The organism is Amphritea atlantica (assembly GCA_024397875.1).
In the GTDB taxonomy this organism is placed as follows: Bacteria; Pseudomonadota; Gammaproteobacteria; order Pseudomonadales; family Balneatricaceae; genus Amphritea; species Amphritea atlantica_B.
The window spans coordinates 4,007,359-4,032,194 of the sequence record CP073344.1 but is presented as its reverse complement, the minus strand read 5'-3'; the positions used below and the strand labels follow the sequence as shown (position 1 = coordinate 4,032,194).

Annotated in this window: 18 protein-coding genes, 1 tRNA gene and 2 pseudogenes; 7 read left to right on the top strand and 14 right to left on the bottom strand. The window is 53.3% G+C overall.

From position 1 onward, the window contains the following. The first annotated feature begins 426 nt into the window (after window positions 1-426). Together KDX31_18575 and KDX31_18570 are read left to right on the top strand one after the other, a co-directional pair. Window positions 427-578 (top strand): annotated as a pseudogene (locus tag KDX31_18575) (arginase family protein). Window positions 579-906: 328 nt separating this feature from the next. Next, window positions 907-1,269: pseudogene (locus KDX31_18570) on the top strand (transposase). A gap of 835 nt (window positions 1,270-2,104) precedes the next feature. Here the strand turns inward: KDX31_18570 and KDX31_18565 are convergent. From KDX31_18565 to KDX31_18550, 4 genes are all read right to left on the bottom strand, one after another. Then, window positions 2,105-2,180: transfer RNA gene (locus tag KDX31_18565), tRNA-Phe, on the bottom strand. Window positions 2,181-2,406: 226 nt separating this feature from the next. Then, window positions 2,407-2,679 (bottom strand): oxidative damage protection protein, encoded by a 273-nt coding sequence (locus KDX31_18560; protein ID UTW03294.1) that lies wholly within the window; start codon window positions 2,677-2,679, stop codon window positions 2,407-2,409. A 57-nt stretch (window positions 2,680-2,736) separates the two neighbouring features. Then, window positions 2,737-3,810 carry an A/G-specific adenine glycosylase gene (mutY, locus tag KDX31_18555; protein ID UTW03293.1) on the bottom strand — a complete coding sequence of 358 codons (1,074 nt, stop codon included), beginning with the start codon at window positions 3,808-3,810 and terminating at the stop codon, window positions 2,737-2,739. A 5-nt stretch (window positions 3,811-3,815) separates the two neighbouring features. Next, entirely contained in the window at window positions 3,816-5,954 is a 2,139-nt protein-coding gene (locus tag KDX31_18550) for an AsmA family protein (GenBank protein ID UTW03292.1), read from the bottom strand. A 247-nt stretch (window positions 5,955-6,201) separates the two neighbouring features. On the opposite strand from KDX31_18550, the gene hisB reads away from it, so the two are divergent. The 3 genes from hisB (at window position 6,202) to hisF (ending at window position 8,291) form a co-directional block, all read left to right on the top strand. Then, window positions 6,202-6,795, top strand: a complete 594-nt coding sequence (gene hisB / locus KDX31_18545) for an imidazoleglycerol-phosphate dehydratase HisB (protein UTW03291.1) — start codon at window positions 6,202-6,204, stop codon at window positions 6,793-6,795. Continuing rightward, window positions 6,796-7,443 (top strand): imidazole glycerol phosphate synthase subunit HisH, encoded by a 648-nt coding sequence (gene hisH / locus KDX31_18540; protein ID UTW03290.1) that lies wholly within the window; start codon window positions 6,796-6,798, stop codon window positions 7,441-7,443. It begins immediately after the preceding gene. A 74-nt stretch (window positions 7,444-7,517) separates the two neighbouring features. After that, on the top strand, window positions 7,518-8,291 hold the full coding sequence (gene hisF / locus KDX31_18535; protein UTW03289.1) for an imidazole glycerol phosphate synthase subunit HisF: 774 nt from the start codon (window positions 7,518-7,520) through the stop codon (window positions 8,289-8,291). 389 nt (window positions 8,292-8,680) lie between these two features. Here hisF and KDX31_18530 read toward each other — a convergent pair whose 3' ends face one another. From KDX31_18530 to KDX31_18500, 7 genes are all read right to left on the bottom strand, one after another. After that, a complete protein-coding gene (locus KDX31_18530; GenBank protein ID UTW03288.1) occupies window positions 8,681-9,898 on the bottom strand; it encodes an OprD family outer membrane porin in 1,218 nt (405 codons plus the stop codon). 68 nt (window positions 9,899-9,966) lie between these two features. Further along, complete coding sequence (locus tag KDX31_18525; GenBank protein UTW03287.1) at window positions 9,967-10,770, bottom strand: ABC transporter ATP-binding protein; 804 nt, start codon at window positions 10,768-10,770, stop codon at window positions 9,967-9,969. Beyond that, window positions 10,767-11,672, bottom strand: coding sequence for an ABC transporter permease (locus tag KDX31_18520; GenBank protein UTW03286.1), 906 nt, complete (start codon window positions 11,670-11,672; stop codon window positions 10,767-10,769). The genes KDX31_18525 and KDX31_18520 overlap by 4 nt, the downstream gene beginning before the upstream one ends. Window positions 11,673-11,693: 21 nt before the next feature. Further along, window positions 11,694-12,650 carry an ABC transporter substrate-binding protein gene (locus tag KDX31_18515; GenBank protein ID UTW03285.1) on the bottom strand — a complete coding sequence of 319 codons (957 nt, stop codon included), beginning with the start codon at window positions 12,648-12,650 and terminating at the stop codon, window positions 11,694-11,696. A gap of 160 nt (window positions 12,651-12,810) precedes the next feature. After that, window positions 12,811-13,860, bottom strand: coding sequence for an amino acid dehydrogenase (locus KDX31_18510; protein ID UTW03284.1), 1,050 nt, complete (start codon window positions 13,858-13,860; stop codon window positions 12,811-12,813). A gap of 47 nt (window positions 13,861-13,907) precedes the next feature. Beyond that, a complete protein-coding gene (locus KDX31_18505) occupies window positions 13,908-15,107 on the bottom strand; it encodes an aspartate/tyrosine/aromatic aminotransferase (protein UTW03283.1) in 1,200 nt (399 codons plus the stop codon). A 19-nt stretch (window positions 15,108-15,126) separates the two neighbouring features. After that, window positions 15,127-18,651, bottom strand: a complete 3,525-nt coding sequence (locus tag KDX31_18500) for an indolepyruvate ferredoxin oxidoreductase family protein (protein UTW03282.1) — start codon at window positions 18,649-18,651, stop codon at window positions 15,127-15,129. A gap of 213 nt (window positions 18,652-18,864) precedes the next feature. Here KDX31_18500 and KDX31_18495 point away from each other — a divergent pair, with 213 nt between their 5' ends. Further along, window positions 18,865-19,335 carry an Lrp/AsnC family transcriptional regulator gene (locus KDX31_18495; protein ID UTW03281.1) on the top strand — a complete coding sequence of 157 codons (471 nt, stop codon included), beginning with the start codon at window positions 18,865-18,867 and terminating at the stop codon, window positions 19,333-19,335. Window positions 19,336-19,455: 120 nt separating this feature from the next. Here KDX31_18495 and KDX31_18490 read toward each other — a convergent pair whose 3' ends face one another. After that, on the bottom strand, window positions 19,456-20,424 hold the full coding sequence (locus KDX31_18490) for a DMT family transporter (protein UTW03280.1): 969 nt from the start codon (window positions 20,422-20,424) through the stop codon (window positions 19,456-19,458). Between the two features lie 102 nt (window positions 20,425-20,526). On the opposite strand from KDX31_18490, the gene KDX31_18485 reads away from it, so the two are divergent. Then, window positions 20,527-21,507, top strand: a complete 981-nt coding sequence (locus KDX31_18485; GenBank protein UTW03279.1) for a LysR family transcriptional regulator — start codon at window positions 20,527-20,529, stop codon at window positions 21,505-21,507. A gap of 43 nt (window positions 21,508-21,550) precedes the next feature. Here the strand turns inward: KDX31_18485 and KDX31_18480 are convergent, their stop codons facing one another. Continuing rightward, window positions 21,551-22,801, bottom strand: coding sequence for a GGDEF domain-containing protein (locus KDX31_18480; protein ID UTW03278.1), 1,251 nt, complete (start codon window positions 22,799-22,801; stop codon window positions 21,551-21,553). A 174-nt stretch (window positions 22,802-22,975) separates the two neighbouring features. After that, window positions 22,976-24,724: an EAL domain-containing protein gene (locus tag KDX31_18475; GenBank protein UTW03277.1), complete on the bottom strand. Its 1,749-nt coding sequence runs from the start codon at window positions 24,722-24,724 to the stop codon at window positions 22,976-22,978. Between the last annotated feature and the right edge of the window lie 112 nt (window positions 24,725-24,836).

Here is a 24,836-nt window from a genome sequence, read left to right as displayed (position 1 = left end):
CAGACTCAGCTAGTTGGCCGGTTCCGGACGAGGCTGCGGTGGTTGGGCGACGATGCTATCAGGGATCCTCGACCCGGCACCGATCCCACGTCAACCCGGCACCGATCCCACGTCAACCCGGAAGAGATCCGCGTCAGCCCCGGCAGCCATCCAAGGGATAATGCAATCTTCCCGGAGTTTTATTCTGGTTAAAGCCTTTAGGTCAGGCCAGTTGGGGTGTCCAGATGTGATTTTTTACACTGCCCTCATCTGCCTTCCCTACCTACCTTAGATAGCTGATCCCCTCAGTGTTCTCTGTGCCCTCTGTGGTGCAACGCACTTCAGCTCGTTTCTCTGCGAAGATTCACCACCGAGCCCACAGAGATAAGCCATTAATGAAAAAGGCATGCAGCACCAATTAGGGGGGGCTTAGTGAAATTTCACACTAACCCCCCAATGTCCCCTGGAACGCCGGTTGCCGGTGGGATGAATATGGACTGCGCCCTGAAGGTGGTTCGTGGCTTGCAGGGGCTGAACCTGGTGGGGATGGATGTGGTTGAGGTTGCTCCAGCTATGATCACGCCGAGATCACCTCTCTAGGGAAATGGGTAAAGAAAAAATACTTCCATGTCGAAGGGACAAGACACTGGGTGTTTGCGTCTGATGATCGGGTTAATGGCATAAGCCAACGGTTGCGGCTGTTTTCAGCAGCGACAGTTCTGATCGTAAGGCACATTAAAATACGTAGTGCAGTGAATCCCTATAATCCGACATGGAACGCTTACCTGGAGCGCCGTCATCGATCGGTTTTTCCGTAGTGATGCTCGGTCATATTAAGGCTGTTGAGAGGCTTGAGCCGTATGAGGGGTGACTCTCAAGTACGGTTCTTAGGGGAGGATGGTGTGGTAACACACTGTCCTTACCCGACTAAAAGCTCATATCGGTGTTGATGCCAGAACAGGACTGACACATAGCTTCACGACGACTGCCGCTAATGAGCATGATCTCAACCAAGCCGAACACCTTCTTCATGGCAAAGAAGAATTTATTTTCGCTGACAGTGGTTATCGTGGCGCTGAGAAGCGCGAAGAACTCAAAGCAACGAAGGCCGACTGGCAGATTGCTGAAATCCCCAGCAAGGTGCGATTGTTGTAAGTCGGGGGAAGACCATCTCATCAATTCGGTTTTACCAAGGCTCGTTACCGTGGGCTGATGAAGAACGATAGCAAACTGGCAATGCTATTTGCGTTGGCCAACATTGCTCGTGTGGATCAGATGATGCGAGTGTAGGACAAATCCGTCTGCGTGCTGGGATTTGAGCATGCAGACGGTAAAAAATTACCAGTAATCGCGCGATTCAGGTGCTAATTTTGTTTTTCAGCGGAATAGGCTAAAAGTAGGGACTTATTCGCATGTTCCTTAGCCTTGCTAAGCAAGGCAGTACATATACTTCCTTCTACTCCAAGAATTCCAAGGGCTAATGAATGACTACATCAGCACAAGATCAGAACTACTTCAGAAATCCTTTAATTGGGGATGGGATTGGTGAAACTCAAATCAACATTCAGGCAGCAATGTCACTGTTAAAACAGCTTCAGTGCGAGAATAACGGAAATGGGATAGATCTAACGGCTATATCTAACCAAGGGTTACACCTATTTAATACCTGCATTCTGCAAGCAATTGAGTACGAGATGTCTTATCGATCTGATAATTAAAAGCAAGAAATGAGAAGGGGCTATATTGCCTCTTCTCAGTTTTTTAGGCTACAGGATGTACTTGTTAAGGGAAGCAATTATCTGTGAGCATAAATTGATCGATAAGCCCATATACAAGCTGGTTCAATCAAAATGCAGGTCATACTCATCTTGCGAACAGGGTTATCCACAGAATTTGGGGGCAACTAAGTAATGATGTGCGTATCAGTTGTACAACAAGATGTGAGAAGTGCTTTGAAGCAAAGTGAAAAAATTGATGCTGGAGGGGAATAACAAATATTGAGTAATAGTAAATTACAGCAAAGAATAGGAGACAATGAGAAGATGTTTGACGTCGCCCCGACCAGAGAACGACCAGAGCCCAGAAACAACAAAGCCCTGCATTTGACTGCAAGGCTTGAAGTAAGTGGTGCCCGGAGGCGGAATCGAACCACCGACACGAGGATTTTCAATCCTCTGCTCTACCGACTGAGCTATCCGGGCAAACAGGAGGTGCGTATTAAACTGATTTCAGACCTCGCTGTCAATACAGCTTTACAGTTTTTTTAATATTCTGTCCGGTTAGTCTCTCCAGAACAGGAAACTATCCACTGCATGTGTGGCAGGCGCGTCCCCGTGGCGATGATTTTGCCTTATCGCGGCGGGGTACCCGGAGGGCATGCCAACGCCGCTCCCATAAGGTCGATCTTCTGCGAATATATTCAACCGCTTATTTTGACGGCGGTACGTAACCTTCGGCTTTCTCGTAGTCTTCGCCATCCATAAATTTTTGCATCTCTTGCTGCAGAAATTCGCGGGTGGAAGGGTCCATCATGCTCAGGTGTTTTTCGTTGATAAGCATGGTCTGGTGGTTGGTCCACTCGGTCCAGGCTTTTTTCGAAATGGTATTGAAGATCTCCTGGCCTTTGGCGCCCGGATACGGGGGCTTGTCCAGACCTTCGAGTTCCTCTTTGTATTTACGGCACATTACGGTGCGGGTCATCTCATTCTCCAAGGTTATTCCGGGCTGCTCTGAGCGCTTCATGCTCAGACCAGAGGTTTAGCTTTTTAGCTTACCCAGTAATTTTTTCACAGGGGCGGCGAGGCCGACCTTTTGTGGCTGGTGCAAGTTATACCAGAGAGTGGCGGGCTGTTCCATGACACGGTTTGTAAGGTCTTTGCTCCGCTCGTGCTCCTGATCCCCTTTCAGCAGGGCGATCTGTACCGGGGTAATATCCAGATGGAAGTGGCTGAAGGTGTGCCGTACCGGTGCCAGTGGTGAGGCGCTGTCAGGATCGACCGGCAGGCCGGTTTCCTCTGCTGCATCCCTGAGGTCGGAGGTTTCCGGCAGACTCCACAGGCCGCCCCAGATTCCGCTTGGCGGACGCTGGCGCAGCAGTATCTGTCCCTGCTCATTGCGGATCAGCAGCATCATGGTCTGTTTTACCGGAATGACTTTTTTCGGTCGGGGTTCCGGTAGTTGGTTTTCGCGGCCCTGCTGGTGTGCCTGACAGCCGGTTTGTAACGGGCAGAGCAGGCAGGCGGGTTTGCTGCGGGTACAGAGGGTGGCCCCCATATCCATCATCGCCTGGGTGTAATCGGCCACCCGCTCATGGGGCGTGTTCTGTTCAGCGTAGCGCCACAGCTGTTTTATATTTTCGGTGGTGCCGGGCCAGCCGTCGATCGCATAGTAACGGGCCAGCACCCGTTTTACATTGCCATCGAGTATCGCCGCCCGTTTACCGGTGGAGATCGACAGAATTGCACCCGCGGTGGAGCGGCCAATACCGGGCAGTTGCTCCAGTTCTTCAACGTTTTGAGGAAACTGTCCGCCGTAATCGTGGCTGACGATTCTGGCGGTCTTGTGCAGGTTACGGGCGCGGGCGTAGTAGCCCAGCCCGGTCCACAGATGCAGCACCTCATCCTGATCGGCAGCGGCCAGATCTTCCACCGTGGGAAACTGTTCCCGGAAGCGTTCGAAATAGGGGATTACCGTGGTCACCTGAGTCTGCTGCAGCATGATCTCTGAGAGCCAGGTGAAGTAGGCGGTTTTCTTATCCTGCCAGGGCAGGTCGTGACGGCCGTGCCGGTCAAACCAGACCAGCACGGCGTTGGCGAATTGTTCAGGGCTCATCTCTGTCAGTTACCAAATAACCCTTTGAGAAGCTTCTTGGCATCTTCAGTTTTACTGCCTTCACCGCCGCCGAGTTTATCCATCAGTTTGCCTTCCAGCTGCTTTTTAGCTTTCTGTTTCAGCAGCTCTTTCAGTACGCTGGCATCCGGACGGCACAGTTTAGCCGGCTCAGTGTCGAAACTGCCTTTACAGTTAACCGGCCATTCAACCCCTTCCAGGTTGTTGTTTACGGCACAGGTCTGCTTGAACAGGTTTTCTTCAATGGTCAGCCCCAGGCGGTAATCCATATTCTGTGCAGGCAGGCTGACATTACCTTTGCCGCGCAGCGTAATCGCATCCAGCTTGGTTATCAGGTCGTTGTTGCTGACCACGCCGTTAGTGAATCTGAAGTTACTGCTGAGATCGGCAAACGGTGTGGAGCGATCAACCTGATCGGCATTAACCCCCAGCGCGGCGACGTTGTTGAAGCCCTGACAGATGGTCTGCGCGATATCGATCCCTTTGACTGTACCATCGGGCATGGTGACCTTCGCGTTACCGTTAAGGCTGTTAACGATGGCGTGGACTGATTCGCCCTGAGCGGTGATATCGGTCTGAGTGTTGAAGGTGCCGGTCAGGCGGTCAACCTCAGCCATATCTTGCAGCAGGTCGCCGATCTGAATCCCGCTAATGTTTTTCTTCACATGGAAACGGGGAGTCGCTTTGCGCACATCGATCACCACTGAGTTACGCAGTGTGCCTTTGTACATATCCGCGTTGATCTTGCTCATATTGACCAGACCGCCGTGAGCGCTGGTATCCAGTTCCAGGTTGCTCAGGGTGAGGCCGTTGATCAACAGCTTGTTCAGTCCCAGATCAACGTCCATCTCCAGCCCTTTAAGCAGTTCCACCGGCACCACTGGCTCTTTCGAATAACCGCTGGATTTGGCTGCGCTGCCGGAACCCGTCTGCGCCGTCTGTTCTTTTGCCGGAGGCAGGTAACGGTCTGCATTGAGTTCATCGCCTTTCAGATTGAAAGCGATGGAACCAGTTGCCAGGTTCATCGCAAAGCTGCCGTTGAAGCGAGTGTCATCCAGTATCAGACTCATCTTGTTCAGCCCCAGGGTATTGGGGGCACCGCCGAGCTCTGCATTGAAACTGATCGCTTTCAGTACTTCCGGATCAGTGGTTTCGATAGCCGGTTGTCCCAGCGCGGCCAGCAGCTCCTGCAGGCTGAATTTTGCGACGTTTAGCGTGCCGCTGATGACCGGTTTGCTGAAACTGGTAACCGTGATATCACCATTGGCGCTGACATTGGCCGCGCTGAGACTCATCCCTTTCAGGGTGGCCGTCTCCTGATTCAGGTCACTTTCAATATCGGTGTTCAGCTTAACGCTGACGGTTTTACCGTTGAACGGTGCGCCGCCCAGTCCCAGCGTGCTTTCCAGCCCTTTGATCTTGTATTGCTGGTTGGCCAGATCGAGGAAAAACTCCGCTTTCAGGGCCGCATCGACAGTCATCTGTTGCTGATCGGCCTGATACTGCTCAGCCTGAAAACTCAGTTCGGCAGGAAAAAATGCGCCGGTGGTGACTTTACCGGAGGTCATAGTGAAATTTTTCAACAGCACTTTACTACCGCTGCTGGCATCGGTGTAACTGATATTACCGTTGCTGATGGCGATGCTTTCAATATCCAGTGCGATGGCTGCGCCCCCGGAGGCTTCAGCCGCGTCAGGCATCGGGGTTTCAACGGTGCCTGAGGCCTGCTGATCCGCACCGGAGACTGCCCAGTTGGTGCTGCCATCTTTGTTCTTTTCAAGATTCAGGGTCAGGCCGTCCAGCAGAATACTGCTCATCTTGACGTTGCCGGACATCAGTGCCGGGAGTTCTACCGATACCTGAGCCTGATTCAGCTCTGCCAGCTGAGGCTTGCCGGGGTAGCTGACCTTGATCTGGTTGATTTCGATTCCCAGCCAGGGGAAGACTGACCAGCCCAGATCGCCGTCGATCTCCAGCTGTATGCCGCCTTCCTCAAGCGCCAGTTTTTTGATTTCAGGTTTATATTCATTGGGATCAAAAAAGATCCCCAGCAGGACTCCGCCTGCAACGACGACTATCAGTAGCAGGGCAACCAGACCACCAAGAATCTTTAATAACGTTTTCATGATTTCTCCTTGAACCATCTATCGGCAAAACAGATCTCTCGGCAAACAAGAGTTATTACAGCATAGTAGCAGAACGATTTTACAGACCCTAGATTAACCGTACATGAAATCAGTCAGTTGGATATCAGCTTTTGACCGGGTTAATCGTGCCCGGTGCTACGCATTGACCCTGTATTGGTTGTATAATGGCTGCCTAATTTACGAATGTTTTTACCAACTCTACTGTTAACCCATAGCGGAGAAGATCATGGCTGAACGGAAAGCCTCCGTCACCCGTAATACCCTGGAAACCCAGATCACCGTTTCAGTGAATCTGGATGGCAGCGGTAAGCTGAATGTTGATACCGGCGTGCCCTTTCTTGAACACATGCTGGATCAGATCGCCCGTCATGGCCTGATCGACATGGATATCGTGGCGAAGGGTGATAATCACATCGATGATCACCATACCGTGGAAGATATCGGTATTACGCTGGGGCAGGCCTTTGCTCAGGCGGTTGGCGATAAGAAAGGTATTCTGCGCTATGGCCATGCCTACTGTCCGCTGGATGAGGCGCTATCCCGCGTGGTGATCGATTTTTCCGGTCGGCCGGGGCTGGATATGAATGTCGAGTTTACCCGTGCTGCTATTGGTCGCTTTGATACTCAGCTGTTCTGGGAATTTTTCCAGGGTTTTGTTAATCATGCCGGAGTGACGCTGCACATCGATAACCTGAAAGGCTTTAATGCGCACCACCAGGCTGAAACCATCTTCAAAGCGTTCGGCCGGGCGGTGCGTGGCGCCCTGACGATTGATCAGCGGGCCGCCGATCAGATGCCATCGACCAAGGGATCACTGTAAATGAGCAGTGTTGCAGTGATTGACTACGGTATGGGCAACCTGCACTCGGTTGCCAAGGCGCTGGAGCATGTCATGCCCGGCGTTGAGGTGATGGTTACCGCCGATCCTGAAAAAGTTCGCAGCGCTGACCGGGTATTGTTGCCCGGCGTCGGAGCGATTCGTGACTGCATGGCGGAGATTCGCCGTCTGGGTGTGGATAAAGAGGTGGCCGAGGCGATCGCTTCCGGTAAACCATTTCTGGGTATCTGCGTCGGCTATCAGGCGCTGATGCAGCGATCTGAAGAGAACGGTGGGGTTGGCTGTCTGGGGCACTTTGATGGCACCGTACGCTTCTTCGGCGATGACCTGAAAGAGCGCGATGGCGAGCGACTGAAAGTGCCGCATATGGGCTGGAATGAGGTTCATCAGAACTTCGATCACCCGCTGTGGCAGGGCATTGACGACGGCAGCCGGTTCTACTTTGTGCACAGCTATTATGTCGATGCGGTTGATAAACAGCGGGTGGCCGGAAACTGTCACTACGGCGTTGATTTCGATGTGGCGATCGCCCGGGATAATGTGTTTGCCACGCAGTTCCACCCGGAAAAAAGTCATACCGTTGGGCTGCAGCTGCTGAAAAATTTCCTTAACTGGGATGGCAAGCCCTGAACAGTGTAAGAGGCCGGAATCTCAGTCAGGGATTCTGGTCTAATGTTTTATATAAGTTCTTATAGGTAAAAACCATGGCACTGGCAAAACGCATAATTCCCTGTCTGGATGTTGAAAACGGCCGCGTTGTAAAAGGCGTGCAGTTCGTTGATATCCGCGATGCCGGTGATCCGGTAGAGGTGGCCAAACGTTACGACGAGCAGGGCGCCGATGAGATTACGTTCCTCGATATCACTGCGACTCACGAAGGCCGGGATACCATGGTGCATACCGTTGAGCGGATGGCATCACAGGTGTTTATCCCGCTGACGGTGGGCGGCGGTATCCGTACGGTTGATGATATCCGCACCATGCTCAACGCCGGTGCCGATAAGGTGTCAATCAACAGTGCTGCGGTGTTTAATCCGGATTTTGTGCGTGAAGCGGCTGACAAGTTTGGTTCGCAGTGCATCGTCGTGGCGATTGATGCTAAAAAAGTGTCTCAGTCCGGCGAGACTGACCGCTGGGAGATCTTTACCCACGGCGGTCGCAAGCCTACCGGCATCGATGCGGTTGAGTGGGCAAAGAAGATGGTGAAGCTGGGAGCCGGTGAGATTCTGCTGACCTCAATGGATCAGGATGGCGTCAAGAACGGTTATGATCTTGGTGTCACCCGGGCGATCAGTGAAGCCGTTAATGTTCCGGTTATCGCGTCCGGCGGCGTGGGTAATCTGGATCATTTGGTGGCCGGCTGTATCGAGGGGAAAGCGGATGCGGTACTGGCAGCCTCTATTTTCCACTTTAACGAATACAGTATCCCGGAAGCCAAGCAGTATATGAAAGAGCGGGGCATCGAGGTACGACTCTGAAGTCAGGAGCTTGTTCACAGCTTCCCGCACAAAAGCCCGGTAGCAGATCTGTTACCGGGCTTTTGTATTTTAGCGATTGGCAAAGGTTGTTTGCCCGTCAGTTGCTGTGACAGGATCTGTATCTGTTTCGAACACTCAGTGCTCCGGTGCAATGCTGGCGGGGATAGTCTGACGGGCATCATTACACGGGATCGATGCTGATGTGCGAGGTGAGTAGCCAGGATAATAAAAAATGCGGAGGCATTGCCTCCGCCAAGCGCGGTTGCCAGGGTAGACCACCAATAAAAAAATAGGCTGCCGAGCGAACAGGAGTGAACTCGCTTCGTGTGATTCGCGAGCCCTCACCGCCGATAAGGGGGAGGGCCAGCGGATGCCTGCAAAACCCGCAATCAGAACAGATTAGTCTTATAATCGATGATGAAACGGACGTCGTTAATACGCGGTACTACCGCGGCATCGCCATCTGCTCTGGCAACACGTAAACGTATGTTCAGCCCTTTTGCGGCGCCACTTTGCAGAGTGTACATAACGTCAATATTGGTTTCCCGTCGCTGTCCATCATCGCCGCCGCTGTAGTCAATATCCCAGCTTTCGGTGTGTCTGGCCATGAGGTGCAGACCTGGCAATGACGGCTGATCGTAATCAATACGGGCCTGCAGGGACTGTTCATCGCGCGCGTTGAAGTCCAGCAACTGAACGGCCCCCCAGGTGAAGAACTGGGTATTATCATCCCCGCCCCACTGCTGGTCGTATCCATCATTACCACCGATTTTCTGATACGCCAGGGTATAGGCAAGATTATCTTTCGACAGGCGGGCCGTCAGCCCGGTCAGATGGCTGTCATAATCACTGCCATACAGCGCCCCATCATCTTCTCCACGCATGTGTACCAGGTCCAGCATCAGGTCATGATCTCCCAGTGTGGAGGGATAGTTCAGATTGATGTAGCTCTGTTTCTGGTAATCGTCAGCCAGCGCATATTGCAGATGGGTGTTGAAGCCATTGTCCCATTGATAGGTTCCCCCTAAAGAGGCAATTTCATACTCTTCACCATTAGCTGAATAGGCCGTGTAATCCTCATCATTATTCATTGAGGCTTTATCTGAATAGAGGGCGTATAGCGAACCGTTGTCAAAAGTGGCGGTTGCATAAACCCCCTGGGTACTGGGTGCCGAGATGCGCGATGTCAGATCGTTCAGCAGCGGCGTCATCAGTACCATGCGGCCGGCACGCAGATCCAGGTTTTCCAGAGGGCGGAACTTGATATAGGCCTGTTCCAGTGAGTTATAGCCATTACCCTCAGGGGTCAGCACATCGGAAGAGTTCAGCGTTTTTTCGTCAATCAGCTCCACTACAGAGACCGCTGTAATATCAAACCCGATCATGTTGTTCCACAGCGGGGATTTCAGGTCCAGCTTGAAGGCCTGGCCTGCGGCAATTGTGTCCGGAATGCCCTGGTCAAAATCACGATTCATATAAAATGTTCGCAGCCCCAGGTCCAGGGTGAATTTATCGGCTCCGTCTGCAGCATTATCCGTAGCATAGGCCGGCAGTGCCGTCAGTACACTCAGCGCCATCATTGCCGCGGATCGTTTTTTAAGCATCATGTATATTTCCTTGTTATTTTTTATTATAAAAATCAGATGGTTGTAATATATGTTTAAGCCTCTGCCGCTCAGGCTTCCAGCAGCAGCTTGTCATCATCGAGTTCTTCATTATCGCCACGGGCTTTGGCAAACAGGTTGAGAAGGTCTTTAACGTCATATTGACTGCGCTCTTTGCCGCTAAGATCAAACATCACCTTACCTTCATGCATCATGATGGTTCGACTGCCATGATCCAGTGCCTGACGCATCGAATGCGTCACCATCATTACCGTCAGCTGCTTTTCCTCGACGATCTGGTCGGTAATATCCATAACCAGTGCCGCTGTCTTCGGGTCCAGGGCTGCAGTATGTTCGTCCAGCAACAGTATTTTGCTCGGTTGCAGAGCGGCCATCAGCAAGCTGATCGACTGTCGCTGGCCGCCAGACAGGAGGCCCATTTCAGCGCTGAGCCGGTTTTCCAACCCCAGATTCAAACGCTTCAACTGATCCCGGAACAGATCACGCAGATCGTCATTCAGGGCCGGCTTAAATCCACCCCGTCTGCCACGGCCATACGCCAGCGCCATGTTTTCTTCTACCGTCATATTGCCGCAGGTACCGGCCAGAGGGTCCTGAAAGACCCTGGCAACATCACGGGTACGACCTGCAGCTGATACACGGGTGACATCCCAGGCATCAAACATCAGCTTGCCACTGGAGGCGCGGATATCACCGGCGATGGTATTCAGCAGGGTCGACTTACCGGCACCATTCGAGCCGATCACCGTAACAAACTCTCCTTGCGGAATTTCCAGGTCGACACCCCTGAGAGCCTGTTTCTCAGATGCTGTACCGGCGTTGAATGTCACTTTAATCGCTTTGCAACTGATCATAATGTGCCTCCTGCTGCAGCCTTGCGCGCTCTCTGCTCGCGCCGGAGTTGTGGCACGATCAGCGCCAGTCCCACCAGTACAGCGGTAATCAGGTTAAGGTCGGATGTGGTAAAGCCCATGAAGTCCGCATTAAGTGCGGCAGAAACCGCCAGGCGGTATAGCAATGAGCCGATGATGCAGCTGAAGATGATCACCAGCATGGAGCGGCTGCCTGAGAGGCTTTCTCCCACAATGACGGCAGCCAGGCCTACCACAATGGTGCCTATTCCCATGGTGGAGTCGGCAAAACCATTGGTCTGCGCAAATAATGCGCCAGCGAGGGCGACTAAGCCGTTGGACAGCGCCAGGCCAGCATAGATTTTCTCCTTGATCACAATACCGTTGGCCTGTGCCATGCGCGGGTTTGCACCGGTTGCACGCATGCCCATGCCATACTGTGTGTTGAGGAAGTAGGCGACTGCCAGGCCGGTCAGAATGACGACTACCGCGATGAACATCAGCTTCAGATACATATCAGGTATACCCAGCGCTGCAAAGGGGGACAGCACAGTGGGTTCCATGATCAGCGCGAGGTTCGGTTTGCCCATGATACGAAGGTTGATCGTATATAAGGCGGTCATGGTCAGAATACTGGCCAGCAGGTGCAGTATATTGAACCGCAGATTCAGCCATGCAGTCACCAGGCCGGCAGCTGCACCACCAATAGCCGCACAGATCGTTGCCAGATACGGGTTAACGCCGGAAATAATCAGGGCGGCGGCGATAGCCGCCCCCATCGTGAAGGAACCGTCCACGGTCAGGTCCGGAAAATCCAGAACGCGGAAAGTCAGATATACCCCAATGGCCACCAGACCGAAAATAAATCCGATCTCAAGGGTGCCGAGGAAAGAAAATAAAGACATAGGGTCGTCCTCAGCTGTGATTTATTCTACGACTTTGGTGGCGCGTGCCAGTACCGCAGCCGGGATTTCAATCCCCATGCGACGGGCCATTTTCGGGTTGACGTACAGCTCCGAGCCCTGGGCAACACGTACCGGTATATCACCGGCTTTTTCGCCTTTGAGGATGCGCACAACTACTTCACCGGTCTGGCGACCGATATCACCATAGTTGAAGCCCAGTGAGGCAACGGCACCACGTTCTACGGCATTGGTTTCAGCGGCAAACACCGGCAGTTGACCGTCAATACCGGTTTTGATCACTGACTCGAGAGCGGTCAGGATGGTGTTATCTGTCGGACAGTAGATTGCATCCACCTGACCAATCAGCTTCTGTGATGCGATCATCACGTCGGAGGACTTCGGTGACGGTGCTTCGACGATCGTAATGCCTTTTTTCTTAGCTTCGGCTTTCAGTAGTTTGACGATCGCAACTGCATTAGGCTCACCCGGGTTATAGGGCACACCGACAGCTTTCAGGTCTGGCAGGAACTCCTGAATCAGCTCCAGATGCTGTTTAACCGGCGACATATCGGAAAGACCGGTGACATTCCGGCCCGGCTTGTCATAGTTACTGATCAGTTTGGCATCCAGCGGATCGGTGACCGCGGAGAATACGATAGGGACATCTTTGGTTGCGCTCACCGCGCTTTGTGCGGACGGTGTGGAAATAGCGACGATAACATCGGGTGTATCACCGGCCAGCTTGCGCGCAATCTGAGCCGCGATAGCCGGGTTTCCCTGAGCGCTCTCAAAGGTGAATTTCAGTGTCTGATCAGTATAACCCTGCTCTTCCAGTACCTCCCTGACACCATCGCGTACGGCATCCAGCGCCGGATGTTCAACGATTGCCGTCGCGGCAACATAGACAGGCTGCGCCTGTACTGTGGTGGCGAGAGCAGTCGCCATTAAAGCGGACGTGAGAAAATTACGTAGTTTCATGAATAACACTCCTGTTAGGAAGTCGGGGCAACCGCTTCCATAGTTATTTTTATTGCAGTTGTGCAGTCTGTTTCAGACTTGTTTACTTAGCTGATACTGTCAGCCACACATGGGTTATTGCTAAAGGCCCGCACAGACGGTGTACCTTCGGCGATTTTTATTACTGGTTGTGATGATCGAAGCTGGCAATACGCTCACGGCCGACCTGATCCGCTGCATCGCTGGTTGCAATGCCTTGCCTGTCTGCCCGTGTGAATACCTCGTTCAGGGTTTCGGCGATCTCATCTACTTTGCGCCAGACCCAGCCCTCATCGCTTTTTTCAAGGTCACCGGCAACGGCCAGCAGTCCTCCACAGTTGCTGATGTAATCTGGGACATACAGAATCCCTTTCTGCGCCAGATCAACTCCATGGGCGGGTCGGGTTAGTTGGTTGTTTGCCGCGCCGACCACGATTCCGGCAGAGATCTCATTGAGACTGTGATCATTGATCACCATGCCTAATGCGCAGGGGCTGTAGATCTCCACTGGCTGGGCATGGATGACATCCGGGGAGACGATATCGATATTCAAAAGATCCCGGGCACGGGCTGCTGATTCGGCGTTGACTTCGGCAGCAACCACTCTGGCACCGCGCTCTTTCAGCAGTTCTGCCAGTTTGAAGCCAACCTTACCCAAGCCCTGCACCGCGACAGTGCGGCCGTGCAGATCATCACTGCCGGTGCGATGCTTAACCGCAGCACAGATCGATGTCAGCACGCCATAGGCGGTCACCAGATCGGGCGCCAGAGTTGCGCGGCCCCCCAGGAAGGAGGTGCGTTCCGCCATGATTTCAACGTCGGCGGCGGTCAGACCCACATCAACACCGGTTGAGACACGCCCGCCGAGGCTTTCAATAAACTCGCCCATTGCCAGAAAGGTCGCCCGACGGTCCATCGTTTCAGGGTTGGCGATCATGACCGATTTTGAGCCGCCATAGTCGAGGCCGGACATCACCGACTTATAGGTCATGCCGCGAGACAGACGCAGGACATCGGTAAATGCCTCATCGGCGCTGGCATAATTACGCAGACGGCAGCCTCCGACTGCCGGTTTGCCGTTCCAGCGGCGGTGAACAGCGGTAATCGCTTTCAGGCCGGTCTGGTCATCGTAGTGAACGTAAACATTGATGTGTTTATCAAATTCGGGATGATCGAATAAAACTGTATTCATGGTTAACACTCATTATTTATTTTTATATTGTGTAGGTTCGGTCGGTTCTAGCAGGCGCTTAACACCTCAGTCAGGGCCGATACAAAGTAATCCATGCTGCCTTGATTCAGCCCGGCAACATTCATACGACTGGAGTTGATCATGTAGATGCTGTAGTCATGGCGTAGCTGTTCTACCTGTTGCGGAGTGATTCCGAGAAAGGAGAACATGCCAAACTGCTGTTGGATAAAGGCGAAGTCGCCATCAATGTCGGACGCTGTAATCGCGGTAACCAACTGCTGACGCAGCCCCTGAATCCGCTCGCGCATCGCTGCCAGTTCGCACTCCCAGGAGGCCGTCAGGCCTGCATCAGCCAGGATGGTTTCCACAATGGCAGCGCCATGGGCCGGCGGCATCGAGTAGTGGCTGCGGATTTTACTGAACAGCTGGCTGCCAGCGGTTTGCGCTTCAGCACGGTTGGCGGCGACAATAAACAGGGTGCCGGTTCGTTCACGGTAGAGACCGAAGTTTTTCGAGCAGGAGGTCGCTACCAGCATCTCCGGAAAACGTTCCGCCAACAGGCGCACACCGAAGGCATCCTGATCGAGACCATTGCCCAGCCCCTGATACGCCATATCGACGAAAGGGATCAGCCCCTTACGCGCCATCAGGTCTGCCACCGCACGCCACTGTTCCCGGTTCAGGTCAGCCCCGCTGGGGTTGTGGCAGCAGCCATGCAGGAGGATAAAGTCCCCCGCGCGGGCCTGCTCCAGTGCCTGCAGCATCGCCTCAAACTGAATGCCTTTGGTGGCGTAGTCATAATAGGGATATTCGGCGATCTCCAGGCCCGCACCCGCCAGCAGTGGCACATGGTTAGCCCAGGTTGGCAGACTCACCCAGACGCGGCTCTCCTGGCTGCAACCGTGGAGGAATTCGGCTCCCATTCGAAGTGCACCGCAGCCCCCCGGGGTTTGCGCTGAGACGATACGCTGATCTCTGAGCGCGGGATGATCTGCACCAAAAACCAGTGCACTCGCCAGTTGGTTATATTCAGCGGTACCGGCCGGAGCGGTGTAGCTTTTACTTTGCTCGGTCGTCAGTAACCGGTGTTCCGCCTCTTTAACCGCCTGCATGATTGGCGTATTACCCTGCTCATCCTTATAAACGCCGATGCCGAGATCGAGCTTATGCGGGTGCGTGTCTGCTCTGTAGTCTGCCAGCATCGACAGAATCGGATCCTGTGGCAGTGGTTGTAAATGTTCAAACATAGCGATCTCCCGACCGGACTTAAACGCGGTTCTGGTTGAGTTGTTGCTGCAGGGACTGAGACCGCGCCTGTGCTTCTCTGACCGCCTTTTCCTTGACCGGTCCGAAGCCGCGGATTTCTGCAGGCACGGCCGCCAGTTCAATGGCCGTCGCGAGGTTATCCCGGGTGAGCAATCTGCTGAGATCGTTGATCAGGGTGATATACCCGTCGCGTAACTGCCGTTCCAGCTTGCGTTCAGGGTTGTAACCGAACAGATCCAGAGGCGTGCCCCGCAGGCGACGCATCTGCGCCAGCATACGCAGACCTTTCAGGATCCAGGGGCCAAACTGCATTTTCTTCGGGCGTCCCTGGCTATCACGCTTACGCGCCAGTAATGGCGGCGCCATATTAAATTTAATACGGTAATCACCGCTGAAGGTTTGGGCGACTTCCTGCAGGAAGTCTGTCTCGGTATACAGGCGTGCTACTTCGTATTCATCTTTGTACGCCATCAGGCGGAACAGCTGTGTGGCAACTTGCCCGGTCAGTTTCGTGCTGTTAACTGCCAGAGATTGTTCCGCTTCAGCAATCTGCTTAACCAGTGACTGGTAGCGCTCAGCATAAGCGCTATCCTGATAGCGACTGAGAAACGCTGCATTGCGTTCAATTTTTTGCTCTAGGGTCAACGCCGGTGCGGGCGTGTGTCCACCGGCGGCCTGGCCGACAAATGCCGGATCCACCGCCGCCAGACGACCCCAGTTAAATGCGGTCTGGTTTTTCTCAATCGCTACGCCGTTCATCTCTATGGCTTTTTGCAGCGCCGTCAGTGAAACCGGCACCAGCCCCTGCTGCCAGGCGAAGCCCAGCATCATCACATTGGAAAAAACGGTATCGCCCAGCAGCGCTTCCGCGAGGCGGTTGGCATCCAGAGAGGCGAGACGATCATCGCCCAGCGCCTCGTTGAGGATACGTGTCCGGCGGGTGGATTCCATATCAGCATCCCGGTAGAGCACGTTGTCAGCTGTGGCAATCTCAGCTAGATTGAGGACTGCGCGACTATGATCCTTACGCAATACGGTGAGTGCTTTATCGGTCGTGGCTACCACCATATCGCAGGCAATCATCGCATCTGCCTGACCGGTTTCAATCCGTACCTGACGGATCGCATCGGGTTTCGGTGCCAGACGGACATAACTCAGTACGGTGCCGCCTTTCTGCGCAAAACCCATAAAATCAAGTACTGTCGCACCTTTGGATTCCAGATGTGCAGCCATGGTGATTAACGCCCCGATGGTGACGATACCGGTCCCCCCGACACCGCCAACCAACAGGTTGTAGCAGCCCGTCAGCGGTGCCTGTTGCGGCAGTGGCAGACTGGCAATTTTCTGCTGGAAGGCTGCACCGGTGGTGACGCCAGCGCCTTTACGCAGTGTGCCACCTTCAATGGTGACAAAACTGGGGCAGAATCCTTCGACACAGGAGAAATCCTTGTTACAGGATGACTGATCGATGCGGCGTTTACGCCCCTGTTCCGTTTCACGGGGAACCACGGAAAGACAGTTAGACTGTGCTGAGCAATCACCACAGCCTTCACAGACATTGTGGTTGATAAAAACGCGCTTCTGCGGGTCAGGGAACTGACCACGTTTACGTCGGCGACGTTTTTCGGCTGCACAGGTCTGATCGTAGATCAGTACGGTTACTCCCGCTATTTCCCGCAGTTCACGCTGTACGACATCCAGTTCCAGACGATCGTGGAAGGTTGCCACCGCCGGGAAGATACTCTTGTCGCTGTATTTTTCCGGCTCATCGCTGATAATGGCAATACGGTTCACACCCTCAGCATGCACCTGATTGGCAATGGCCGGTACAGTAATGACACCATCCACCGGCTGACCGCCGGTCATCGCGACCGCATCATTAAACAGAATTTTGTAAGTAATATTGGTGTTGGCTGCGACCGACTGACGGATCGCCAGCGTGCCGGAATGGAAGTAAGTCCCCTCGCCCAGATTCTGGAAGATATGCTTGTTGTCCAGGTAGCGCGACTTCGACACCCAGTTTACCCCTTCACCCCCCATCTGGGTCAGGGATTCGGTCTGTCGTCCCATCCAGGTCGCCATAACATGACAACCGATGCCGGCCTGAGCCTTACTGCCTTCCGGGACTTTTGTGGAGGTGTTGTGCGGGCAGCCGGAGCAGAAATAGGGTAAGCGGCGCACTCCCTGTGGATCACATACGTTGCTGCCACGGACGCCGATCTCTGCCAGCTGCTCGCGGAAATTCTCACCCAGCAGCAGGGTGATTCGGTCAGCAACCACTTTAGCCAGCATATTCGGGCCAAGTTCACCGACATAAGGCACCAGCGGCCTGGCCTGCTCGTCATGTTTACCGATGATCCGGACTTTAATGGTCTCATCGGGGGCCGACAGGTGTTCCTTGATCTGGCTTTCGATAATGCCGCGCTTCTCTTCAATGACCAGAACCTCTTCCTTACCGCGGATGAAGTCCATAGCGCCATGCTTTTCCAGTGGCCAGACCAGGCCTACTTTATAGATATCAATACCCAGAGCGCGCAGCTTCGCTTCACTTAGCCCCAGCATGTCCAGCGCAGCCATCAGATCAAGGTGCGCTTTACCGGTGGTGACGATACCCATGCGTGCCTGTTTGAGGTTATACAGGCAGCGGTCCAGTGGATTAGCACGGGCAAATGCCGCCACCGCTTTAAGCTTCTTCTCAATCCGGGTTTCCATCTGTGGTCCGGGCAGATCCGGCCAGCGATAGTGCAGACCATCCTCTGGCGCAGTGTAATCCTGTGGAAGGGTAAATTGCGGCAACTCAGCAATGTCGACCGAGGCGGCACTTTCGACGGTTTCTGAAATTGCCTTGAAACCGACCCAGGTGCCGCTGAAGCGTGACAGTGCAATGCCCCAGAGGCCAAACTCGAAATACTCTGAAATACTGGCTGGATTGATGGTTGGCATAAAGAACGAGATGAATGCCACATCGGACTGATGCGGCATACTGGAGGACACACAGCCGTGATCATCCCCTGCGACTACCAGCACGCCACCGTGAGGCGAGCTGCCAAAGGCATTGCCATGCTTAAGCGCATCTGCGGCGCGGTCAACCCCAGGACCTTTGCCGTACCAGATGGAAAACACGCCATCGACATTCTTATCTGCAGCTGTTTCTACCTGCTGGGTTCCCAGCACCAGGGTGGCGCCCAGCTCCTCATTCACCGCAGGGATAAAATCTATGTCCTGTGCCTGCAGCAGTTTTTTGGCCTGCCACAATGCCTGGTCATAGCCGCCTAAGGGCGAGCCACGGTAGCCACTGATAAAGCCTGCGGTATTGAGATTATTCTGGCGGTCCAGCTCCCGTTGCATCATTGGCAGACGAACCAGAGCCTGGGTTCCGGTCAGGAAGACGCGTCCGGTCTTGCGCAGATAGCGGTCATTGAGCGTATAGCTGTCTAAGCTTTGCAGCGCCGTATCGTCGGTAAAGGAATCAATAGCGGTCAGATCACTAGCGCCCTGATCCAGGCTCTTGTCGTAATGGTTCATGCCATACACCTCAGCAATCATTGTTATTGTTATGTGGTGGGAAGCGTTTATTGATCTGGATCAATTGCCCCATCTGATGGCGAAAAGTGTATGATTTTTTTTGCGAAAGGTGCTTGCGAATTATCTGAATATTTACGCGTAATAAGAAAGACTCTTTAGAATTAGTTATAATTATGTAAAGATTATTTTGTTTTTATGTGGATGTGTGAATTGATGACTGAAAAGCTTGATCGTTATGACCGCCATATTCTGGCCACCCTGCAGGACGACGGTCGTATTTCTAACCAGCAACTGGCAGACACAGTGGGTCTCTCCTCTGCCGCCTGCTGGCGCCGGGTGAAAGCCCTGGATGAAAAAGGGATACTGAAAAAGCATACGGCGCTGGTTAACCCTGAGGCATTGGGTTACGACCTATGCGTGTTGATTATGGTGACGCTGATCCGTCATCAGCAGGATCACGCCATGGAGTTTCAACAAGCCGTACAGAGTTATCCGGAAGTCCTGCAGTGCTTTGCGGTAACCGGTGATGCCGATTATGTTCTGCGGGTGATCATTCAGAGTATGGCCGCTTATGACCGCTTTTTGAATGATAAGATTTTCAGCCTGCCGGGAGTGAGTCAGGTGCGATCCAACTTTGCCCTGCGCGAGATTAAAAATGAAACTGCGATTCCTATTGATCTGTAAACGTTGCCTGTACTGATCATCTATCCTGAGCGTTTATCCGGCATTTCGGGCTGTGCTTATCGCTGCTGATTCCGCTATCTGGCGATCATCGGACTCAGTCGCGGTACAGTGTATTTTTTGTTAGCGGTCGGTAGCGACCGTTAGTCTGTGCAGAGCCTTTACCCGGCGTTTTTCCAGTACCGGGCTGATCAGCTGTACGGTGATAGCCGCAATGACCACCAGAGCCATTCCCAGCAGACTTAAACGATCGGCCTCAGCGGAAAAAATCACGCCGCTGAACACACCGAAGCTGACACAGACTTCAGACAGAATAAAGGTTACAACCGGCGCCATGGCAACGCCGGCGCTGACCTGTACGGTCTGCCAGTAATGCATCGCCTGAGCGAACGATCCATAAGCGATCAGTGTATTAACACAGCAGAACAGGGCCACCCACCGGTCTTGCGTATCAAGCTCCAGTAATGACGCCGGATGGGCGAAGGGCAGCATGACGACCAGCGCATACAGGTAGATGCTAAGCAGTATATTGGAGGGCGACAGCACCCTGAACAGAGACTTCTGCAGCAGTGCGTATGCGGTCCACCCCAGTGCCGACACCTGAATAATCAGAAAACCCAGTCCGGTCATTCCGGTACTGCTCTCAATCGCGGGATGAAAAAATAACAGCATACCGGTGGCCATCAGAGCGAAGCAGAGCCAGTGCTGCCAGAACACCTGCTCCTTCAGAAACCAGCAGCCTCCCAGCGTCAGAAACAGCGGCGCTAACTGAAAGCTGAGTTGCGCCGCACCGGGGTGGAGATAGTTCAGCCCCCAGGCCATAAAGGTGTAGTTCACGATCAGCATTGTCCCTGCCAGCATCAGCCTGACTGTATGGGGTGCCGACAGGTTGCGGAATTCTGACAGTTTGCCTCGTTTGGCCTGCCACATGAGCATCACCACACCGGCAAACGCAAATCGCAACCAGGTCAGAGTGACCGGGTCGATAAATCCGGTTGAAAGCTTCAGGGCGATTGGCAGCATGCCCCAGAACATCAGGGTGATGCAGCAGAAAAACAGGCCATATAAAAACCGGCTTCGATCCAGTGTCATGTCAGTGCTCGTCAGAGTAAAAAACCAGAGCCTGAAGCATGGCGTTTATTCTGTCTTGTTTCCAATGCATAATAGTTAATTACTTTATGCGTAATTCGGGTAATGCTAAGTGGGAACATCTGCGCAGGGAGGATTCGGGTGAGTAGTATTAAGCTGCCAGGTCTGTTTCAACAGCTGGATATAAAAAGCCTCACCGGGCTGCTATATCTGCTTGAGGAGCGCAATGTCGGGCGCGCAGCAGACCGTCTGTTTATCAGTCAGTCGGCGATGAGTCGGATGCTGATCCGCTTGCGTGAGGCATTTGATGATCCGTTATTTGTCCGCACCGCCAGAGGAATGATCCCGACCGCGAAGGCGGTCGCACTGGAGAATCCGGTCCGGCAGATGCTGGAACAGCTGGCCGGTCTGGTGTCGGCTCCGCCGTTTGTGCCGCATCTGAGTGACCGCACCTTTCGTCTGCAAACCACGCACTATCAGGCTCAGGCTTATGGGCCGAGTATTGCCGAACGCTTTTATCAGCAAGCTCCGAACGCCTCTCTGGACACCACGACAGTCACAGAATCGAGTTTGCTGGAGGACTCGGCTCAGGCATGCGATGTGGTCTTGTGCAGCAACTTTATTCAGTTGCCTCATCAGTTTGAGCGCCGGTTGCTGGGCCGGGAAAAATATGTGCTGATTATGGCCAGGGATCATCCTCTGGCAGAGCAGGATGAGGTCAGTGTTGCTGAGTATCTTTCCTTTTCTCATGTGCTGGTTAGCCTGGGTGGCGGTGCTAAGGTGCTGGGCAATGAGGCGCTGGGAAAGCTGGCGCGGGAAAAGCGTTTTGCCTTGCGCACTCCCTACTTTATGGCGGCACTGGAAGCGGTCGGCCGGACGCAGTTGTTGTTCAGTTCCAGTGGACTGCTGGCATCGCAATATGCGCAACGATTCGGTCTGACGATTAAGCCATTGCCCTTCGAATCTAACGATACGGAGTACTTCCTGGCCTGGCCTAAAACGGTCGATCAGGACCCGGGCAGCCTCTGGTTGCGTACGTTGTGCAGCCAGGTGGTAAAAGAACTGATTCCCTTTCCTGTCGGTTAAAGTAAGGCTTCACTGAAGCCTCGCGGCTTAAAGCAGGACCGGCTCAGCTTGCAACTGGCTCGGGCTGGTTATCGGAGACCGTTGCCGGTGCATCCGCGGTGCTACGGGCGATACACTGAGCGGAACTTGCCGGCCACAGCAGTTGAGTTTCCTGGATGCCGACGCTGCGCGCCCGTCCGCTGGTTTTTGCGGTGTACATGCGATGGTCAGCCAGTTCGATCAGCGCTTTCCAGTCTTTCACTGTATCCGCCTGGACTTCTGCCACACCGATACTGGCGGTGACTGGTGTCCCGTCGGGGCGCGATCCCAGACCGGCCTTCATCACTCTGGCAATAACATCGTTGGCTTCGTCGGGTGTGGCGGTCGGCAGAATAATGATGAACTCCTCCCCACCCCAGCGGATTACGCTGTCGCCTTTACGCACAGTGGCACTGAGTTGCTGTGCCGCGAACTTCAGCACAACGTCGCCAGCGTCATGGCCGTAAACATCGTTAACGGTTTTAAAGTGGTCCAGGTCGAGATAGAGAATCGATAGATTGTTTTCGCTGATGGTCGCCAGACGGTATTGCAGGTCAAGCATCTCTATCCCCGCCCGGCGGGTCAGCAGGCCGGTAAGTACATCATAACTGGCCCGGTTTACCTGCGAGAGCATGTAGCGTAGCTGGTTCAGCGAAGCGAACATTGCGACCCCCAGAATCAGAGAGAACAGCCAGATAGTTGAAACTGCCTGAGGAATATCACTCTTTGTTTCGGGGAGGGACGACAGCACAACCACCGCCAGCATCGGCGTGGCGTAGGCCAACAGCTCTTTCAGCGTGAGCGGAAACAGCGTCAGGCCGGCAATCATGACAAACGGCAGTAATGCATAAAGTTCTGCGATTACCTGTTCAGTCCCGCTCAGTTCATAGGCCTGTAGCCAGTGATTGGAGACCAGATAGAAAAGGGGTGTGACCGATAACATTCCGGCCAACATAAAGCGGGCGCGTTTCAGGTCGGGTTCTTTGCGTGCCTGCCAGGCAAGCAGTGCAAAAGCGGTAGCAGATAGTAGTCGGATCAATACTAACTCGAGCCAGAGAGAGTCCGGCAGGAACAGCCGGTCGATTAGTGACCAGGTCGGTACCAGCACTGCGAAAATAGCACAGAAGAAAAACACTCTGCTCTGCAGGATCGCCGCCCGGTGACGGGATATTGGCATGCTGTGCTGGTTGTTGCTGAGTAGCTCATGGAGCTGATCACGCGTATAGATACCCAACGATTCACTGAGTGAGATGTACATAGCGGTTAAGTACTTCATCCTTTTGCTTCCGGTGTTGATCAGAGATCGATCAGCAGAATACAAACTGGTGTCGCCAAAAACCATCGCTTTTTTAGTAAGAATGTCACTAAAGTGATACAGGTCAATCCCTCGTTAATGGTATCCACAGATTGGTTATTACGCGGTGGGGCCCCGGCGTTTTTTATAACTGCTTTAAAATGGGAATTTAGTTTTTCTGCGGGGGCTGAATTTAAGTGTCTGACGAGCTTCTCTGAGCGCCTGAAGCTCCAGTTTTTCTTGTAACAGACCGATAAGTAACGGCTCTGAATAGAGATAACCCTGCGCAAAATCACACCCCAGCCGGATCAGCGACTTTTGCTGTTCAGGCGTCTCAATTCCTTCTGAGACCGTCAGCAGGTTCATGGTGTCGGCGAGGGCGATAATCGCTTCTATGATGGGTTTGGAATTGTCAAAGTCGAGGATGAAGCTGCGATCAATCTTTACCCCGTCAATGGGTAGCCGCGCCAGATAACTCAGGGATGAATAGCCAGTACCGAAATCATCGATCCAGATGCTGTAACCTGCTGCTTTCCATTGCTGCAGCAGGGGCAGGGTGTTATCGATATCTGTCATCAGGCTGGTTTCAGTGATCTCCAGGCAGAGCCGGTGATCGGGAGCCTCAACCTTCAGCAGCGCATCGTTAACCTGCTGTGCCAGCTCCGGTTTATTCAGAATCGCGGAGGAGATATTGATCGACAGTTTGATGCCATCCTTCTGAACCGGCAGGTGCCTGAGCTCAGCGGCCACGGTTTCAATAATCCATACGGTCAGGTCACCAATCTGATCAGATTCCTCAATCACCGGAATAAAGGTTTCGGGTCCCAGGCGGCCCCGTTTAGGGTGGTGCCAGCGTAATAGTGCTTCCGCCCCGATCACTCTGTTTTTTTGCAGATGAACAATTGGCTGATATTCAAGATACAACTCGTTTTCAGCAATGGCCGTGCTGATCCCCTGTTGGATCATGACTCTTTCTTCGACCTGACGGTGCATCGCGGGAAGAAAATAGCAGGCACGGTTACGTCCGGAGCGCTTTGCCTCATACATGGCAATATCTGCGTGTTTAAGCATCCGCTCGGCGCTGTTGGCATCATCAGGATAGAGTGTGATACCGATACTGCAGGAGAGATTAAAGCATCTGTCGTTGACGGTAACAGGCCGTTGCACCGCGTCGATAATACGATTGCTGAGCTGCTTTGCTTCCTCGACCTGGCGGATATCGGGCAGCATGACAACAAACTGGTCGCCGCCGGGGCGCGACACCAGAAGCTCTTCGGGAAAAGGCAGCTGTGTATGCTGCGTTTGTTGCTGCACTGCCTGCAGCAGCCGCTGAGCGATATCTTTCAGCACCTGGTCACCATAGGCATGGCTGGAGGAGTCATTGATCTGTTTAAAATGGTCCAGATCGATATACAGCAGAGCGATCCGGCTCTCCTGTCGGCGTGCCCACAGGATCAGTTTGCTCAGTTCCTGATGCAGTCCCCTGCGGTTAGAGAGCCCGGTCAGAGAGTCCCGGTAAGCCATCATTTCCATTTTGGCGTGACTTTCTCTGAGGCTTTGCTGCATATCCTGCAGGGATTTACCTAATTGGCCAAATTCATCGTCAGAATCCAGTTCAAAGCTGACGGAGTCTCCATTGATGGTGTAGCTGCGGGTTTTTGCTGTTAATTCATGCAGGGGACTGAGCAGTTTTCCGGCCAGCACCCGGGAGAGGATAAATATGGGTGGCAGTAACACGATAAAGACTGCAGCCAGTATCGCGAGGCTATCCAGTGACAGGTTGTTTAGCTGTCCGGTATGGCTATCGCTGATCAGATAAAAACCGATCAGCAATATAACCAGAGTCAGTGCTGCGGATATCGCAGTAATGATCAGGCCGATACGCAGGGATAGTGAACGGGGCATCAGTGCAACCTGAGCGCCAGGGGCGGACTGAGATAACAGGTAAACTTCACTGATGGCATAGAACTACTCACTATCGTATCGCTTTAATTCTTGAGATTCATAATAACAGCGA

Excerpts from the sequence above, each read along its gene's own strand:
- KDX31_18560 (UTW03294.1), bottom strand. The coding sequence starts at position 2,679 with ATGACCCGCACCGTAATGTGCCGTAAATACAAAGAGGAACTCGAAGGT.
- mutY (UTW03293.1), bottom strand. The coding sequence starts at position 3,810 with ATGAGCCCTGAACAATTCGCCAACGCCGTGCTGGTCTGGTTTGACCGG.
- KDX31_18550 (UTW03292.1), bottom strand. The coding sequence starts at position 5,954 with ATGAAAACGTTATTAAAGATTCTTGGTGGTCTGGTTGCCCTGCTACTG.
- hisB (UTW03291.1), top strand. The coding sequence starts at position 6,202 with ATGGCTGAACGGAAAGCCTCCGTCACCCGTAATACCCTGGAAACCCAG.
- hisH (UTW03290.1), top strand. The coding sequence starts at position 6,796 with ATGAGCAGTGTTGCAGTGATTGACTACGGTATGGGCAACCTGCACTCG.
- hisF (UTW03289.1), top strand. The coding sequence starts at position 7,518 with ATGGCACTGGCAAAACGCATAATTCCCTGTCTGGATGTTGAAAACGGC.
- KDX31_18530 (UTW03288.1), bottom strand. The coding sequence starts at position 9,898 with ATGATGCTTAAAAAACGATCCGCGGCAATGATGGCGCTGAGTGTACTG.
- KDX31_18525 (UTW03287.1), bottom strand. The coding sequence starts at position 10,770 with ATGATCAGTTGCAAAGCGATTAAAGTGACATTCAACGCCGGTACAGCA.
- KDX31_18520 (UTW03286.1), bottom strand. The coding sequence starts at position 11,672 with ATGTCTTTATTTTCTTTCCTCGGCACCCTTGAGATCGGATTTATTTTC.
- KDX31_18515 (UTW03285.1), bottom strand. The coding sequence starts at position 12,650 with ATGAAACTACGTAATTTTCTCACGTCCGCTTTAATGGCGACTGCTCTC.
- KDX31_18510 (UTW03284.1), bottom strand. The coding sequence starts at position 13,860 with ATGAATACAGTTTTATTCGATCATCCCGAATTTGATAAACACATCAAT.
- KDX31_18505 (UTW03283.1), bottom strand. The coding sequence starts at position 15,107 with ATGTTTGAACATTTACAACCACTGCCACAGGATCCGATTCTGTCGATG.
- KDX31_18500 (UTW03282.1), bottom strand. The coding sequence starts at position 18,651 with ATGAACCATTACGACAAGAGCCTGGATCAGGGCGCTAGTGATCTGACC.
- KDX31_18495 (UTW03281.1), top strand. The coding sequence starts at position 18,865 with ATGACTGAAAAGCTTGATCGTTATGACCGCCATATTCTGGCCACCCTG.
- KDX31_18490 (UTW03280.1), bottom strand. The coding sequence starts at position 20,424 with ATGACACTGGATCGAAGCCGGTTTTTATATGGCCTGTTTTTCTGCTGC.
- KDX31_18485 (UTW03279.1), top strand. The coding sequence starts at position 20,527 with ATGCTAAGTGGGAACATCTGCGCAGGGAGGATTCGGGTGAGTAGTATT.
- KDX31_18480 (UTW03278.1), bottom strand. The coding sequence starts at position 22,801 with ATGAAGTACTTAACCGCTATGTACATCTCACTCAGTGAATCGTTGGGT.
- KDX31_18475 (UTW03277.1), bottom strand. The coding sequence starts at position 24,724 with ATGCCCCGTTCACTATCCCTGCGTATCGGCCTGATCATTACTGCGATA.